Genomic DNA, 14,789 nt, shown 5'->3' with positions numbered 1-14,789 from the left:
ACCACGGTTGTGGGCACGGGGGAGAACGCCGAGAAATTCTGGCCCTGGGCCACCCCCACCGCACCCGAACCTCGCACCCCGACACCGAGCTGGGTTTCGACACCGCCGAGGTCGCCGCCGCCCGCGCCCGGGTCCGCTCCGGCGACTTCGGCGACTGGCTCGGCCACGTCCAGGCCGCCGCCGCCTGCCGCCACCCGATCCGGCTCACCGGGCAGATCGACGTCAACAACCCCGACGGCACACTCCTGCACACCATCGACACCGCCGACATGCCCGACGGCGCCATCTACACCCCCTGCGGAAACCGCCGCGCCGCCGTCTGCCCCTCCTGCGCCGAGGTCTACCGCCGCGACACCTACCACCTCATCGCCGCCGGACTCCGCGGCGACCGATGGGGCCTGCCGCCACTCGGCCAGCACCTCGCCGTGTTCCTCACCGCCACCGCCCCCAGCTTCGGGCAGGTCCACCACCGCGTCGTCAAAACCCACGCCGCCGACTGCCGCAACAAGGACACCTGCACCTGCCGGCCGAACCCCTGCCACCCGTTCGGCAAACCCTGCGAGCACGGCCAACCGACGCGGTGCACAGCCCGGCACAAGGCCACCGATCCCGCCCTCGGTCAACCGCTGTGCCTGGACTGCTACGACCACGACGCCCAGGTCGTCTGGAACCACGAAGCACCCGAACTGTGGCGGCGCACCATCCAGGAAGCCGACCGCGAACTCCAGCGTCTCGGCAAGCGCCTCGGGGTCACCTTGCGCCGTCGCTACGTCAAGGTCTACGAACTGCAAGCACGTGGCGCCCTGCACTACCACGCAGCGATCCGGTTCGACGGCTATCACCCCGACTGCCCCGGCGCGATCGTCCCGCCCGACCAGATCGTCACCCGCGCCATGGTCGCCGCCGTGCTGGAAACAGCCTTCCGCAAAACCAGCTACACCAGCGCCCCTCATCCGGCCAACGGCGGCGAAGGCTGGCATATCGCCTGGGGCCAGCACGGTCTCGACATCAAGCACATCAACGCGCCCGGTGGTGACGACAACCTCGCCAAGCTGACCGGCTACCTCGCCAAGTATGTCACCAAGAGCACCGAGGCCACCGGGCAGATCTTCCGCCGCATCGACGAACTCACCATCGAGCTGCACGCCACCCCGGATACCCACGTCGGCCGGCTCATCCGCGCCTGCTGGAACCTCGGCACCGCCGACGGCTGGCACCGGCTACGCCGCTACGCCCACATGTTCGGCTGCGGCGGCCACATCACCACCAAGAGCCGCGGCTTCTCCGTCACCTACGGCTTCCTGCGCATGCAACGCACCATCTGGCGACGCACCCAGGGCTTCCCGCAACTCTGGGACGACGACCAGGCCGACCTCGTCGTCACCCGGCTCGGCTACCACGCCACCGGCTGGATCAGCACCGGCGACGCCCTGCTCGCCAACTCCGCTGCCGACGCCGCTCGCCGCCGCGACCAAGCCGCCCGCGAGGCACGCGAAGACGACTTCGCCGCCGCCGCGACCATCCTCCCCACCGCAGCTTGACACGTACGTGTCAACCGGCCCGTTCCTTGACAACTCCACAGCGGAATCCACAACCCGGAAGAGGCACACCTATGCCCGGCACGCCCCGGCCACTGCTCGCCGTCCGGCTCATCGGCCCGGCCGCGACCGTCGCACAACAGAAACAACACCTGCTCACCCTGCTCACCGAGCAACACGGCGACCGGGTGAGCATCCGTAGCAGCACCCACTCGGCACGTCACGCCGGAGAAATCCGCGTCTACGTGACCGCAACCCTCAAGGAGCACTATGACCACACCACTACGGAGGGAGGCACTCTGGGACATCCACCAGACTGCTGAATACCTCCGCGTACCCGTCCAGACCCTCTACACCTGGCGCAAACGCCAATACGGACCACCCGCAAGCCGCGTCGGCCGCCACCTCCGCTACGACCCCGACGACGTCCGCGACTGGTTCCGCACACAACGCCAGGCGGCCTGATGGCGGGGCATCTGGTCGACACCTGGTATCGCACAGTCGCAGGCCCTGATGGCAAGACTCAGCAGGTCCCGCGAGCGAGCTACGGGAAAGGCTCTCGTTATCGGGTCCGGTACCTCGGTCCTGACGGGCGTGAGAAGTCGAAATCTTTCCCGGACAAAAAGAAGAGAGAAGCCCTAGCCTTTCTGGCCTCGGTGCAAACCGATGTACTTCGGGGCAGCTACGTCGATCCGAACGCGGGGCGGATCACCTTCCAGGCGTTCACAAAGGAATGGATGAGCGCAACCTCCGTAGACGAACAGACGATGGTCCGTCTCGAATACGAGTTCCGGCTACACGTTCTTCCGCAGCTCGGGCATCTATCGTTGTCGGCAATCCATCCGTCAACAATCCGCGCATGGGGGCGGCAGCTTCAAGAGAAGGGACTTGCCGCAAGTTACCGGCGTGTCCTCTACAACGACGTCTCCATGGTCTTCAATGCCGCTGTCGACGACAAACGCATCGCCAGTAGCCCGTTCGCAGCGAAAAGCGTTCGGGCTCCGACATACACCCCGCAAAAAGTCATCCCCTGGAACGCAGAGCAGCGCATCGCAATGAGGTCAGCAACGGCACCTCGATACCGCATCTGTGTGGACATAGGTGCCGGATGCGGTCTGCGGCAGGGCGAGATATTCGGATTAAGTCCGGACGACATCGACAGAGACCGGAGAATCATTATGGTCCGGCGTCAGATCAAAATCGTCCGGGGCAGGCTCATCTTCGCGCTACCCAAGGGACGCAAGACACGCGAGGTACCGCTGCCACGATCGGTGGCTGACCGCCTGGACCACCACGCGGAAAAGATACCTCCCGTCGATGTCACACTCCCCTTCGGCACACTGACCGGGGAACCGGTGACAGTTCGACTGCTCTTGTCCCGGCCCGATGGGAGTGCCCTCGAGCGGAATGAGTTCAACCTGCGGGTGTGGAAGCCGACCATCCGTCGCGCGGGCATCGAGGACGATCGCCGCAACGGGATGCACGTGCTCCGGCACACCTACGCTTCCGTCCTGCTGGACGCCGGCGAAAGCATCAAGGCGCTCGCCAGCTACCTGGGCCACACGGATCCGGGCTTCACTCTGCGGGTGTATACGCACCTGCTGCCCAGCAGTGAGGACCGGACCCGACGGGCGATCGACGCCGCCTTTGATGCTGACCCGCCAGACCCCTCCGGAGCGCCAGACGGCATGAGCACGGCATGATCTTGGATTCCAGGCCAATCTAGCCGATAGAAGCGCAGGTCAGAGCCGATTCTAGAGTCACTTGGCGTTGAAGTAGCTGGCGTCCGGGTGGTGGACGACGATCGCGTCGGTGGACTGCTCGGGCTCCAGCTGGAACTCGTCGGACAAGGTGACGCCGATGCGGGTGGCGTCCAGGAGGTCGACGACCTTGGCTCGGTCCGCCAGGTCGGGGCAGGCCGGGTAGCCGAACGCGTAGCGGCAGCCTCGGTAGTCGTTCTTCAGCAGGCCCGCCAGGTCCGGTGGATCGCCGGTCGCCACCGTGGAGCCGTCGGGGAAAGCCAGCTCGGAGCGGATGCGGCGGTGCCAGTACTCGGCCAGCGCCTCGGTGAGCTGCACGGACAGGCCGTGCACCTCCAGGTAGTCGCGGTACTCGTCGGCGGCGAACAGTTTCGCCGTGTACTCGCTGATCGGCTGGCCGACCGTCACCAGTTGCAGAGCCACGACATCAAGCCCGTCCCGCGTACGCGGGGCGAAGAAGTCCGCCAGGCACAGCCGGCGCTCCTGCCTCTGCCTCGGGAAGGTGAAGCGGGCCCGTTCCGCCGCGCCGTTCTCGTCGAGGACGACCAGCGTGTTGCCCTCCGCGTAGGCCGGGAAGTAGCCGTACACCACCGACGCCTCCAGCACGTGGTCGGCGATCAGCCTGTCCAGCCAGTAGCGCAGCCGCGGCCGGCCCTCCGACTCGACCAGCTCCTCGTACGACGGGCCCTGGCCGCCGCGTGCCCCGCGCAAGCCCCACTGACCCAGGAACGTCGCCCGCTCGTCGAGCAGCGACGCGTAGTCGGCCAGCGGCACACCCTTGATCACCCGGGTGCCGAAGAACGGTGGCCGCGGGATCGGGACGCCGGTCGCCACGTCCGAACGCACCGAGGCGTCGTCCAGCGGCGGCAGACTGTCCGACACGAGGGCCCGCTGCCGTTCGCGCCGCGCCCGGCGGGCCGCCAGCGCCGCCTCGCGATCAGGGTCGATCACCGCGGCGCCGCCCCGCTTGGCGGTCATCATCTTGTCCATCAGGGACAGCCCCTCGAACGCGTCCCGCGCGTAATGCACCTCGCCCTCGTACTGCGAGCGCAGGTCGTCCTCGACGTACGACCTGGTCAGCGCCGCGCCGCCGAGCATCACCGGGAACCGGGCGGCGAGCCCGCGGGAAGCGATCTCCTGCAGGTTCTCCTTCATCACGACCGTGCTCTTGACCAGCAGGCCGGACATGCCGATCGCGTCGGCGCGATGCTCCTCGGCCGCCTCGATGATCGCGGTGATCGGCTGCTTGATGCCGATGTTGACGACCTCGTAGCCGTTGTTGCTGAGGATGATGTCCACCAGGTTCTTGCCGATGTCGTGCACGTCACCCTTGACCGTGGCCAGCACGATGCGACCCTTGCCGTCCTCGTCCTCGTTCTTCTCCATGTGCGGCTCGAGGTAGGCCACCGCCGCCTTCATCACCTCTGCCGACTGCAGCACGAACGGCAGCTGCATCTGGCCGGAGCCGAACAGCTCACCGACCGTCTTCATGCCGTCCAGCAGGATGTCGTTGACGATGTCCAGCGCGGAACTCGTCCCGAGCGCCTCGTCCAGGTCCGCCTCGAGGCCCTTGCGCTCGCCGTCGACGACGCGGCGCTTCAGGCGCTCGTCCAAGGGCAGCCCGGCCAGTTCCTGCGCCCGGGTCTCCCGTGCCGACGCCACATCCACGCCCTCGAACAGCGCCATGAACCGGTGCAGCGGGTCGTAGCCCTCACGACGCCGGTCGTACACCATGTCCAGGGCGACCTGGCGGTGCTCGCCGGGGATGCGCGACATCGGCAGGATCTTGCTGGCGTGCACGATCGCGCTGGTCATGCCGGCCTCGACGCACTCGTTCAGGAACACCGAGTTGAGGACCTGCCGGGCTGCCGGGTTCAGGCCGAACGACACGTTCGACACGCCCAGCGTGAAGTTGACGCCCGGGTAGAGCTCGCTGATCCGCCGGATCGCCTCGATCGTCTCCAGCGCGTCGCGGCGGGTCTCCTCCTGACCGGTGGCGATCGGGAAGGTCAGCGCGTCGACCAGGATGTCCGACCGGTTCATCCCCCACTCGCCGGTCAGCGTGTCGATCAGCCGGGACGCGACCCGCACCTTCCAGTCCGCCGTCCTGGCCTGGCCCTCCTCGTCGATGGTCAGCGCGACCACCGCGGCGCCGTGCTCCTTGACGATCGGCATCATCCGGGCGAACCGCGAGCCCGGGCCCTCGCCGTCCTCGTAGTTCACCGAGTTGACCACGCAGCGGCCGCCGAGCATCTCCAGCCCCGCCTCGACGACCTGCGGCTCGGTGGAGTCCAGCATGATCGGCAGCGTGGACGCGGTCGCGAACCGGCCGGCCAGCTCGCGCATGTCCTGTGTGCCGTCGCGGCCCACATAGTCGACGCACAGGTCCAGCAGGTGCGAACCGTCCCGGGCCTGGCCACGGGCGATCTCCACACAGGCCTGCCAGTCACCGGCCAGCATCGGCTCACGGAACGCCTGGGAACCGTTCGCGTTGGTCCGCTCCCCGATCATCAGCACGCCGGCGTCCTGCCGGAACGGCGCCTCGTGGTAGATCGACGACACGCTGGGCGCGTGCTCCGGCGTACGCGAGCCCGCAGTTGATCCTCGCACCTCCTGAACGACCCGGGAGATGTGCTCCGGCGTCGTCCCGCAGCAGCCACCGACCAGCGAGACGCCGTACTCCCGGACGAACCGGCCGAGCGCCTCCGCGAGCTCGTCGGGGGTCAACGGGTAGTAGGCGCCGCCGGCCGCGAGGATGGGCAGCCCCGCGTTCGGCATGACAGACAGGGGTACGCGTGCGTGCCGCGACAGGAACCGCAGGTGCTCGGTCATCTCGGCCGGGCCGGTGGCGCAGTTCAGCCCGATCAGGTCGATGCCCAGCGGCTCCAGGGCGGTCAGCGCGGCGCCGATCTCGCTGCCCAGCAGCATCGTGCCGGTCGTCTCCACAGTCACGTGCGTGATCAGCGGGATCGTGGTGCCGACCTCGGCCATCGCCCGGTGCGCGCCGACCACCGCCGCCTTGGTCTGCAGCAGGTCCTGGCAGGTCTCGATGAGCACCGCGTCGGCGCCGCCGAGGACCAGGCCGGCCGCCGTCTCCTGGTAGGCGTCCCGCAAAGACGTGTACGACGTGTGGCCCAGCGTCGGCAGCTTGGTGCCCGGACCGACCGAACCCAGCACGTACCGTGGCTGCTCCGCCGAGCTGAACCGATCGGCCGCCGCCCGCGCGATCCGGGCACCCGCCTCCGCCAGCTCGCGGATCCGGTCCGCGATGTCGTAATCGCCGAGGTTGCTGGCGTTCGCACCGAAGGTGTTGGTCTCGACGCAGTCGGCGCCGGCCGCCAGGTAGGCCTCGTGCACGCCCCGGATGACGTCCGGGCGGGTGACGTTCAGAATCTCGTTACAACCCTCGAGGCCCTGGAAGTCCTCGTCCACGCTCAGATCAGCGGCCTGCAGCATCGTGCCCATGGCCCCGTCGGCGACGAGGACCCGCTGGGACAGCGCGGAAAGCAGGTCGTTGGTCGGCATCCCGCCACTTTAATCCGGGGGTGTCCGGGCGTGACCGGTTGTCCACAGGCGGGCCTGCCATTGTGACCGGGCTCTCGCCGGTGCGGCGCGGCCGCCGGGTGCGCTTCCAGCGCGGCACGTAGGCTTCGGGAGTACGAACGGCGGAAGGTGGAGAACGTGAGCGAGTTCGACGGCCTGCCCGAGCTGCGTTCCCCCGTGGCGATCGCGGCGTTCGAGGGCTGGAACGACGCGGCCGACGCGTCCACCGCGGCCGTCGAGCATCTGGAACAGGTGTGGGAGGCGCGCGAGATCGCGGCCATCGACCCCGAGGACTTCTACGACTTCCAGGTCAGCCGGCCGACGGTCACCATGACCGAGGGCGAGACCCGCACCATCGAGTGGCCGACGACCCGGTTCATGCGGGCCACCCCGCCCGGCGCCGACCGCGACGTGGTGCTGATCCGCGGCATTGAGCCGAGCATGCGCTGGCGGACGTTCTGCGAGCAGGTCCTGGAGATCTGCCACAGCCTCGAGGTCGAGCGCATCGTGCTGCTCGGCGCCCTGCTGGCCGACGTCCCCTACACCCGCCCCCTGCCGATCAGCGGCTCGGCGTCCCGCCCCGACGTGGCCACCCGCTACCAGGTGGCGCCCACCCGCTACGACGGCCCCACCGGCATCGTCGGCGTCCTCCAGGAGGCCTGCGGCCGAGCCGAGGTCGACGCGCTGTCCTTCTGGGTGCACGTCCCGCACTACGCCAACAACCCGCCCTGCCCGAAGGGGACGCTCGCCCTCCTGCACCGCCTCGAGGACGTGCTCGACCTGCCCGTGCCGATGGCCGAGATGGCCGAGGAGGCGGACGAGTGGGAGAAGCGGGTGCGAGCGGCCGCCGAGCAGGACGCGGAGCTCGGCGAGTACGTCCGCGAGCTGGAGGAACGCGTCGGCGACGCGGGGATCAAGCCTCTGACGGGCGACGAGATCGCCAGCGAGTTCGAGAAGTACCTGCGCCGCCGCGGCGGCTCCGCCGGCCCGACCGCCGGCTCCTGGTAGTACCGTCAGAAATCGCCATTGTGGATGCCCTGCTTCAGGGCAGCCCACTCGTCGAGGTCCAGCTTGATGATCTTCTCGGGCTCGCGATTGTTCCGCAGGTAGACGAACTCGCCGTCGAAGGCCACCTCGGCACACGCCCCGCTCGAGCAGAAGCTGCTGCGCGTCCACACCAGATTTTCCAGGGCCGTCATGGAAGCCTCCCCTCGTATCCGATCGCCAGCGTACTGGAGCCCGCTTCCTTAACGAAGACTTAGTCGGTGCACAAAAAAGTGCGCCGACCGTAGCCGACGCACCAGCAAGCCAGACTCTCAGCGAGGGAAGTCGCCCGCCTGGATCCCCTCGAGGAATCCACGCCAGTCATTGTGCGAGACCTTTAGCACCCCGTCGTCCGGACGCTTACCATCACGCACAGCAACAAACTCGAGGCCGTCGGCAACTTCCACACACTGCCCACTCGAGCAATACGAGCTCTTCATCCACTCCGTCGTGGCCTGCATCCAACCCTCAATCCTCAGCTTGCCTCGAGGGCCGCAGCTTCCGCGACGATCCGCTTGACCGACTTCACCTGAGGCAAGGCACTTTCCCATGCGTCAGTGAAGACTCGGCGGTGAAGGTTCACCACCCCGGGATCGTCATCAAGATAGTCGGTTTCCGAGATCTCACGGTAGACCAACTCGCCATGAAATACCCCGCGTTTCACACCCAGGAGGCAGAAGGACCCGACGTTGGCCAGGAGTCCCTCCGACACCGGCAGAACCCGAACATTCACGTTCGGCCGGCCCGCCGTCACCGCGAGGTCCCGGAGCTGTTCCGCCATGACGTCCACGCCGCCGACGTTCATCATCAGCACCGGCTCGTAGAGAATCACGCTCAGTTGCGAGGAGTCGGTCCGGTCGAGCACCGTCCGGCGCCGTTGCGCCCGGGCGCCCAGGTGCGCCTTGAGACGGTTGTCATCGATCTCGGGGTCGTAGAACCTCAGGACCGCCTCGGTGTAGGCAGGGGTCTGCAGGATCCCCGGAAGAATGTTGGTCTGGAACCAACGTGTCGAGTCGGCGACGGCCTCGAACTGCAACAGCTGGACGGAGTTGACCGTCAGGTGCTCGCGCAGGTCCGGGTCCACCACCCAGCGCTCACGGCGGGACATCCGGGCTTCCTCGAGAAGCTCGCCGACCATTGCCGGGTCGGTGATGTCGAGGAGGTCGAGGACGGAGCGGAGGTCGGTCGCCGAGACGTTGACCTCGCCCAGCTCGATGCGCTGAACCTTGGAGAGGGACCACTCCATGGCGACGGCGACCTCGGTCTGGGTCAGGCCCTTGGCGTCGCGCGCCTGCCGCAGGGCGTGGCGGACCCGCCATCGGCTGACGGCGGGGTATTCAGCCCGACCCGACACGACCTTGTGCCTCCATCGATAACACTGCGTGAGCCTGCCGTATCCCTACTAGCTATATCGCAGACACGGAACGGTACGCCAGTACGGCAGGCTCGTTGATCCCGGATCTTTACTACTGCGTGTCTTCCCTTCGCTCGATTGCTCGGAGCAAGCCTCGGCAGGCGGCGTCGAACTCGCTGCGGGGCAGTTCGAAGACGACCACGCCGGAGCCCTTGTACTCGGCCTGCAGCCGGGAACAGGATCTGGCCTTCGCTCGCCGGCGTTCGATGAGCGCGATGAGCGCCGCCAGGCCGAAGACGACCAGGGCCAGCGGCAGCGCCCAGCCTCCGAGCTGGGACGCCAGCAGGCCGACGACGATCGCCGACGAGCCCGGCGCCCACATCCCGGTGGTCCACGGTGGTTCGTCGTGCCGTACGGAGAAGCCGTTCAGCTCGGCGATCACCCACACCTGCCACCCCCGGTCGACCCGGACCTTGACGAGGTTGTCGGTGATCACCAGGCGGTGGCTTCTGAAGTAGACGGTCAACTGCTTCACCTCCTTCCGCGCGGGTCTTGCACCGACCCGGAAAGGAGGAGAAGGATGGGATTTGAGCGGGCACACCCTTTCCCCTTTCCGGGGTCGGATGCCCGAGGCGGCGCTCAGTGGCAGCTGGGCGCCGCTTCCTTCGTCCACGGACCCCTATCGTGACGCTGCACTCAGTATGCGGCCAAGCGGACGTAACTGCTATACCGCAGATTGCAGTACGGCCGTCAGGATTTGCCAAATGTCAGCAAGTGGCTGGAGGCGCCGAGCAGCGACGGCTCGGCCTCGAGGCCGCGCAGCACGGACAGGAACTCGGCCGACGTCACCGGGTCGTCGAGCAGGTCGGCCACCCGGTCGGCCATCGGCCAGACCGGACCTTCGACCGCGAGCGTGCGTACCCCCGTCAAACCCGCCGCCGAGGCCTCCCTGGCCGGCTCACCGGGGGCGTGGAAGTAGGCCGTCGTGAACAGTGGGCGACCGGGCGGGCTGACGTGCCGGCCGTGCGCCAGGTCGTCGAGGGTGACCGCCTGCACCTCCCGGTCGCCGAAGAGGCCGCGCGCAACGACGTCCAGCAGCGGCGCATGGCGGGTGATCGTCGCGCCGGCCACCAGCCCACCGGCACGGGCGACGCGGACGGCCTCTCGCCACGCCAGAGCTCGTTCCGCGGGATCGGGCAGGTGATAAAGAGGCCCCATCAGGAGTACGACGTCAGCGGTGCCGTCGCCCTGCGGCAGGGAGCGGACGTCGCCGAGCACGGCAGCGACCCCGGGCAGTTCGGCGGCGGACGAGATGTGTGCGGGCACCGGGTCGACGACGGTCACCTGGTAGCCGGCATGCGCCAGCGGGCCCGCGTAGACGCCCGTGGCGCCACCGACGTCCACGATCACGGCGGGTGGCGGCGGCAGGATACGGGTCAGGATGTCCCACGTACGCAGGAACTCCAACCGCCCGACGCCGCTGGACAGCCGGACGGTCTCGCCGCCGCGCTCGTAGTACTCGAGGATCTCCGGGGTCAGCATGTGATCGACGATCGCGGCTGCACGCCCCCGGGGCAAGCGGGATTCAGAGCGAGCGCGCTTCAGCGCATGCGGGGCTCAGCGCACGTGAGGCTCAGCGCATGCGGGGCTCAGCGCACGTGAGGCTCAGCGCATGCGGGGCTCAGCGCACGTGAGGCTCAGCGCACGCGAGGCTCAGCGCCAGAAGACGGCGACCGCGGCGTTGGCCAGGGTCAGGCCGGCGATGGCCAGGAAGTGGCCCTTGTTGACGGCGTCGCGTTTCCGGGAGAAGAACACCATCACGAAGATCAGCAGCGCGATCACCAGCTTGACGGCGAGTTTGACCGGGCTCGGCTCGGCGTCACCGCCACCACGCAGCGGCGCGGCCAGGCCTATGCCGCTGAGCAGTTGGACGATGGCGCCCCAGAGCACCGCCTTGTTGATCCGGATCTTGCCGCTGAGGTACTGCGTGACCAGGCCACCCAGCAGGAGCGCGAAACCGATCAGGTGCACGTACAGAAGGATCAGCCGGAGTGCTTCCACGCGGAGAGCTTCGCAGATCGGCCCGGGCGTGTCGCTGCCGGGCCGGGCACGTCGCCTAGGGCATCCTAGGAACCTAGGGCTAGGAGGTACGCGATGACGATCAACCCGGGCGCCGCCGAGTTCCCGCACCGCCAGATCGCCACCCAGCTGAAGGAGCGCATCCGCCGCGGCGACTGGCAGCCCGGCGAACGCCTCCCGTCGATCCCGGCGATGGCCGAGATGTTCGGCGTCGCCAAGCAGACCGTGCAGCGCACCGTCGACCAGCTGCGCGTCGAAGGCATCCTGATCACCAAGCCGGGCTCCGGCACGTACGTCCGGGGCACCCGCCGCCGCCTCAACCGCCTGGCCCGCGGCAGGTACGGCTCGCACCGCGGCTACCACGCGGATCTGGCCGCGCGCTACCGCCAGCAGCTCGCCGGGGTCGGCCGCGAGCCCGCTCCCCCGGAGGTGGCGGACGCGTTCGGCGTGCGGGACGGCACCGAGATGCTGGTCCGCCGGCACATCGTGCGCACCGACGACGCCGCGGTCGAGGTCGGCGCCTCCTGGTTCCGGCTGAAGGACGTCACCGGCACCTCCCTGGAACGGCGCGAGGCGTTCGGGCGGCCGCTCTACCAGGAGGCGGAGGAGGCGCTGGGCCGCCGCTACACCTCGGCCACCGACACGATCAGCGCCCGCCAGCCCAGCCGCGAGGAAGCGGAGATCCTGCAGATCCGGCCCGACACGCCGGTGCTGCATCTGCTGCACGTGGCCTTCGACGAGACCCGCAAGCCGATCGAGGTGGCCCAGGCGACCTGGCCGGGGCCGATGACGACGCTGACCGAGGACTACAAGATCCCGGCGCCCACCCCCGACCCCGACCCCGACCCGGGATTCGCCCTGGCCTAGAAGAAGAGCCTAGGAAAGAGTCCGGAGGGCGCGGGCCGCCGCGTGGCGGACCCGCGGGTTCTCGTCGTCGAGCATCGCGGTGATCGCGTCGAAGGCTTCGTCGACCCGGTGGCGGACGACCACCTTGGCGGCCATCTCCCGGACCCGCCAATGCTCGTCGGACAGCGCGGCCGCGATCGGGCTCGCGGTGCGGTCGCGCCAGGGCGCCCAGAGCAGCCCGCGGGCCGGCCAGACCCGGAGCCAGTACTGCTGCTCGACCGGCGCGTCCAGGTAGCGCGGCGACATCGGGCCGGCCAGCACGACCAGCAGATCGACGTCCACGGCCACCCCGGTCAGCATGGCCAGGCAGCCGTCGACGAGGGCGTCCGCGCCGCGCCGCGCGACCTCAGCCTCGACCCGCTGCCGCGGCGAACCGGCGGCAGCGGTCACAGGCGGATGCCGAGGAGGGCGTCGACCGTACGGGCCATCAACGCCGGCGCCGCCGGATCGTCGCCGGCGCCGGCCATCGCGGCCTCCGACCAGGCGTCCACCACGGCCAGCGCGGACGGGGCGTCGAGGTCATCGGCGAGCGCCTCGCGTACGGCGGAGAGGAAGCCCTCGCCCGACGGCCCGGAGGCGGACGACGCTGCCGTGCGCCAGCGTGCCAGCCGCTGGTGGCCGGTCTTGAGGACGTCGTCGGTCCACTCCCGATCGGAGCGGTAGTGGCCGGCCAGCAGGCCCAGCCGGACGGCCATCGGGTCGACGCCGTCGCCGCGCAGGCGGGAGACGAAGACCAGATTGCCCTTCGACTTCGACATCTTCGCGCCGTCGAGGCCGATCATGCCGGCGTGGACGAAATGGCGGGCGAACGGGCGGTCGCCGGTCAGCGTCTCGGCGTGGGCGGCCGAGCACTCGTGGTGCGGGTACAGCAGGTCGTTGCCGCCGCCCTGCACGTCGATCGTGGTGCCCAGCAGGGTGAGGGCGATGGTCGCGCACTCGATGTGCCAGCCGGGGCGGCCGGGGCCGAGGTCGCCGCCGTCCCAGGCCGGTTCGCCGTCGCGGGCGCCGCGCCACAGCAGCGGGTCGAGCGGGTCCAGCTTGCCGGCGCGCTCCGGGTCGCCGCCGCGCTCGGCCGACAGCGCCACCATCTCGTCGCGAGACAGGTGCGACTCGTAGCCGAAGTCGGGGGCCGACGCCACCTTGAAGTAGACGTCGCCGGTGCCGTCCTCGAGCGTGTAGGCGCAGCCCGCGGCGATCAGGTCACGGACGTGGCCGGCGATGCGCGGGATGGACTCGACGGCGCCGACGTAATGGGCCGGCGGGATGATCCGCAGAGCCTCCATGTCCTCACGGAACAGGGCGGTCTCGCGCATCGCCAGGACCAGCCAGTCCTCGCCGTCGCGGCTGGCCCGCTCGAGCAGCGGGTCGTCGATGTCGGTGACGTTCTGCACGTAGGTCACCGGGTGCCCGGCGTCGCGCCACAGGCGCTGCACCAGGTCGAACGTGATCATGGTGGCGGCGTGGCCCAGGTGGGTGGCGTCGTAGGGGGTGATGCCGCAGACGTACATGGTGGCGGGCCCGGACGGCGCGCTCTCGAAGACGCCGCGGCGGGCCGAGTCGTAGAGCCGCAGCGCCGGCGACGTTCCTGGCAACGACGGCACCTCGTGCCCCACCCAAGCGTCCATGCCAAGAGCCTATCCAGCACCATCAGCAGATCAACAACGAGATCAAGATCAAGAGCCGGTCGTAGCGGGGTGGTGGGTGCGGACCGCCGCTCACGCCGAGGGTCGCTTCGCTCCACGTGCGTAAATGGTCGCGCTCTCTAAACAGGCGGCCAGGGGACGGCGGGCCAGTCCGTCGGGGGCTGCGGGAACTTCGCGGAGCGCAGCAGGCGCTTCACGCGCAGGCGGACGTGCTGGACCTCGGTGATCGTCAGGTGCTCCTCGAGGGCCGCGCCCAGCTTGCCGTCCAGGGCCGAGCGCAAGGACGTGAGCGTCTCGACCGCGTCCGGCGGGAGCGGCTTGCCCGTCCAGCCCCACAGGACCGTGCGCAGCTTGTTCTCGACGTGGAAGGAAACGCCGTGGTCGACGCCGAAGACGCGGTCCTCGGGGGCGTACAGGACGTGGCCGCCCTTGCGGTCGGCGTTGTTGATGACGGCGTCCAGCACGGCCAGGCGGGCCAGGCGCGCGTCGTCGGCGTGGGCCAGCGCGTACGCGTCGCCCTCCTCGTCGCGGGCGTTGGCGACGGCCAGCCAGCCCTCGGGGATGTCGTAGGCCGGCACGAAACCGATCAGCGACTGCGCCCCCTCCGGCTCGTCGATCCAGAGCTGGCAGGCGCCCACGCCGAGCGGGCCGTCGCGCAGGATCGTCGGCGGCACCAGGCCCCAGCCGGTGGACTGCGACACCAGGTAGGCCGACACCTCGCGGCCGGCCAGCGTGCCGTCGGGGAAGTCCCACAGCGGGCGCTCGCCGCGCACCGGCTTGTAGACGCAGCGCCGGGTCAGGCCGTCGAGGGTGATCTCCGCGCGCAGCGTGGTGTTGGACGCGTCGACGAGGCGGCCCTCGAGCTCCATCTCGCCGCGGGTCAGCAGTTCGACCGCGTCGTCCTCGGGCAGCACCGAGATCG

The 14,789-nt window shown here is 69.2% G+C and carries 16 protein-coding genes; 6 read left to right on the top strand and 10 right to left on the bottom strand.

Features of this window, described 5'->3' with window-relative positions:
- The first annotated feature begins 35 nt into the window (after positions 1 to 35).
- From QSK31_RS38860 to QSK31_RS38845, 4 genes are all read left to right on the top strand, one after another.
- Positions 36 to 1,541, top strand: a complete 1,506-nt coding sequence (locus QSK31_RS38860; protein WP_352244542.1) for a replication initiator — start codon at positions 36 to 38, stop codon at positions 1,539 to 1,541.
- A gap of 71 nt (positions 1,542 to 1,612) precedes the next feature.
- Entirely contained in the window at positions 1,613 to 1,861 is a 249-nt protein-coding gene (locus QSK31_RS38855) for a hypothetical protein (RefSeq protein ID WP_285689818.1), read from the top strand.
- Positions 1,809 to 2,003, top strand: a complete 195-nt coding sequence (locus QSK31_RS38850) for a helix-turn-helix domain-containing protein (RefSeq protein ID WP_285689723.1) — start codon at positions 1,809 to 1,811, stop codon at positions 2,001 to 2,003. The genes QSK31_RS38855 and QSK31_RS38850 overlap by 53 nt, the downstream gene beginning before the upstream one ends.
- A complete protein-coding gene (locus QSK31_RS38845) occupies positions 2,003 to 3,241 on the top strand; it encodes a tyrosine-type recombinase/integrase (protein WP_285689722.1) in 1,239 nt (412 codons plus the stop codon). Before QSK31_RS38850 ends, QSK31_RS38845 begins: the two co-directional genes overlap by 1 nt.
- A 57-nt stretch (positions 3,242 to 3,298) precedes the next feature.
- Here the strand turns inward: QSK31_RS38845 and metH are convergent, their stop codons facing one another.
- Positions 3,299 to 6,823 carry a methionine synthase gene (gene metH / locus QSK31_RS38840; protein ID WP_285689721.1) on the bottom strand — a complete coding sequence of 1,175 codons (3,525 nt, stop codon included), beginning with the start codon at positions 6,821 to 6,823 and terminating at the stop codon, positions 3,299 to 3,301.
- Positions 6,824 to 6,979: 156 nt separating this feature from the next.
- On the opposite strand from metH, the gene QSK31_RS38835 reads away from it, so the two are divergent.
- Positions 6,980 to 7,849, top strand: a complete 870-nt coding sequence (locus QSK31_RS38835; RefSeq protein ID WP_285689720.1) for a PAC2 family protein — start codon at positions 6,980 to 6,982, stop codon at positions 7,847 to 7,849.
- 5 nt (positions 7,850 to 7,854) lie between these two features.
- Here QSK31_RS38835 and QSK31_RS38830 read toward each other — a convergent pair whose 3' ends face one another.
- The 6 genes from QSK31_RS38830 to QSK31_RS38805 all read right to left on the bottom strand — a co-directional run bounded on the left by QSK31_RS38830 (position 7,855) and on the right by QSK31_RS38805 (position 11,300).
- Positions 7,855 to 8,040, bottom strand: a complete 186-nt coding sequence (locus QSK31_RS38830) for a DUF397 domain-containing protein (RefSeq protein WP_285689719.1) — start codon at positions 8,038 to 8,040, stop codon at positions 7,855 to 7,857.
- A gap of 117 nt (positions 8,041 to 8,157) precedes the next feature.
- Positions 8,158 to 8,325 (bottom strand): DUF397 domain-containing protein, encoded by a 168-nt coding sequence (locus QSK31_RS38825; RefSeq protein ID WP_285689810.1) that lies wholly within the window; start codon positions 8,323 to 8,325, stop codon positions 8,158 to 8,160.
- 35 nt (positions 8,326 to 8,360) lie between these two features.
- A complete protein-coding gene (locus tag QSK31_RS38820) occupies positions 8,361 to 9,239 on the bottom strand; it encodes a helix-turn-helix domain-containing protein (protein WP_285689718.1) in 879 nt (292 codons plus the stop codon).
- 112 nt (positions 9,240 to 9,351) lie between these two features.
- The gene (locus QSK31_RS38815; protein WP_285689717.1) at positions 9,352 to 9,765 is read right to left on the bottom strand and encodes a DUF6232 family protein; all 414 of its coding nucleotides are present in this window, start codon (positions 9,763 to 9,765) and stop codon (positions 9,352 to 9,354) included.
- A 224-nt stretch (positions 9,766 to 9,989) separates the two neighbouring features.
- Positions 9,990 to 10,781, bottom strand: a complete 792-nt coding sequence (locus tag QSK31_RS38810; protein WP_285689716.1) for a class I SAM-dependent methyltransferase — start codon at positions 10,779 to 10,781, stop codon at positions 9,990 to 9,992.
- 171 nt (positions 10,782 to 10,952) lie between these two features.
- Positions 10,953 to 11,300: a hypothetical protein gene (locus QSK31_RS38805; RefSeq protein ID WP_285689715.1), complete on the bottom strand. Its 348-nt coding sequence runs from the start codon at positions 11,298 to 11,300 to the stop codon at positions 10,953 to 10,955.
- A 93-nt stretch (positions 11,301 to 11,393) separates the two neighbouring features.
- On the opposite strand from QSK31_RS38805, the gene QSK31_RS38800 reads away from it, so the two are divergent.
- Positions 11,394 to 12,185: a GntR family transcriptional regulator gene (locus QSK31_RS38800; RefSeq protein WP_285689714.1), complete on the top strand. Its 792-nt coding sequence runs from the start codon at positions 11,394 to 11,396 to the stop codon at positions 12,183 to 12,185.
- A gap of 9 nt (positions 12,186 to 12,194) precedes the next feature.
- Here the strand turns inward: QSK31_RS38800 and QSK31_RS38795 are convergent, their stop codons facing one another.
- From QSK31_RS38795 to QSK31_RS38785, 3 genes are all read right to left on the bottom strand, one after another.
- Positions 12,195 to 12,614 carry a HEAT repeat domain-containing protein gene (locus QSK31_RS38795; RefSeq protein WP_285689713.1) on the bottom strand — a complete coding sequence of 140 codons (420 nt, stop codon included), beginning with the start codon at positions 12,612 to 12,614 and terminating at the stop codon, positions 12,195 to 12,197.
- Positions 12,611 to 13,849 carry a cysteine--1-D-myo-inosityl 2-amino-2-deoxy-alpha-D-glucopyranoside ligase gene (gene mshC, locus QSK31_RS38790; RefSeq protein WP_285689712.1) on the bottom strand — a complete coding sequence of 413 codons (1,239 nt, stop codon included), beginning with the start codon at positions 13,847 to 13,849 and terminating at the stop codon, positions 12,611 to 12,613. The genes QSK31_RS38795 and mshC overlap by 4 nt, the downstream gene beginning before the upstream one ends.
- A gap of 137 nt (positions 13,850 to 13,986) precedes the next feature.
- Positions 13,987 to 14,787 (bottom strand): SCO1664 family protein, encoded by an 801-nt coding sequence (locus QSK31_RS38785; protein WP_285689809.1) that lies wholly within the window; start codon positions 14,785 to 14,787, stop codon positions 13,987 to 13,989.
- Between the last annotated feature and the right edge of the window lie 2 nt (positions 14,788 to 14,789).

This window comes from Actinoplanes sp. NBRC 103695 (assembly GCF_030269485.1).
In the GTDB taxonomy this organism is placed as follows: Bacteria; Actinomycetota; Actinomycetes; order Mycobacteriales; family Micromonosporaceae; genus Actinoplanes.
Note: the sequence above shows the minus strand (reverse complement) of the source record. Positions and strands in the feature narration are given on the sequence as shown.

Excerpts from the sequence above, each read along its gene's own strand:
- QSK31_RS38855 (WP_285689818.1), top strand. The coding sequence starts at position 1,613 with ATGCCCGGCACGCCCCGGCCACTGCTCGCCGTCCGGCTCATCGGCCCG.
- QSK31_RS38850 (WP_285689723.1), top strand. The coding sequence starts at position 1,809 with ATGACCACACCACTACGGAGGGAGGCACTCTGGGACATCCACCAGACT.
- QSK31_RS38845 (WP_285689722.1), top strand. The coding sequence starts at position 2,003 with ATGGCGGGGCATCTGGTCGACACCTGGTATCGCACAGTCGCAGGCCCT.
- metH (WP_285689721.1), bottom strand. The coding sequence starts at position 6,823 with ATGCCGACCAACGACCTGCTTTCCGCGCTGTCCCAGCGGGTCCTCGTC.
- QSK31_RS38830 (WP_285689719.1), bottom strand. The coding sequence starts at position 8,040 with ATGACGGCCCTGGAAAATCTGGTGTGGACGCGCAGCAGCTTCTGCTCG.
- QSK31_RS38825 (WP_285689810.1), bottom strand. The coding sequence starts at position 8,325 with ATGAAGAGCTCGTATTGCTCGAGTGGGCAGTGTGTGGAAGTTGCCGAC.
- QSK31_RS38810 (WP_285689716.1), bottom strand. The coding sequence starts at position 10,781 with ATGCTGACCCCGGAGATCCTCGAGTACTACGAGCGCGGCGGCGAGACC.
- QSK31_RS38800 (WP_285689714.1), top strand. The coding sequence starts at position 11,394 with ATGACGATCAACCCGGGCGCCGCCGAGTTCCCGCACCGCCAGATCGCC.
- mshC (WP_285689712.1), bottom strand. The coding sequence starts at position 13,849 with ATGGACGCTTGGGTGGGGCACGAGGTGCCGTCGTTGCCAGGAACGTCG.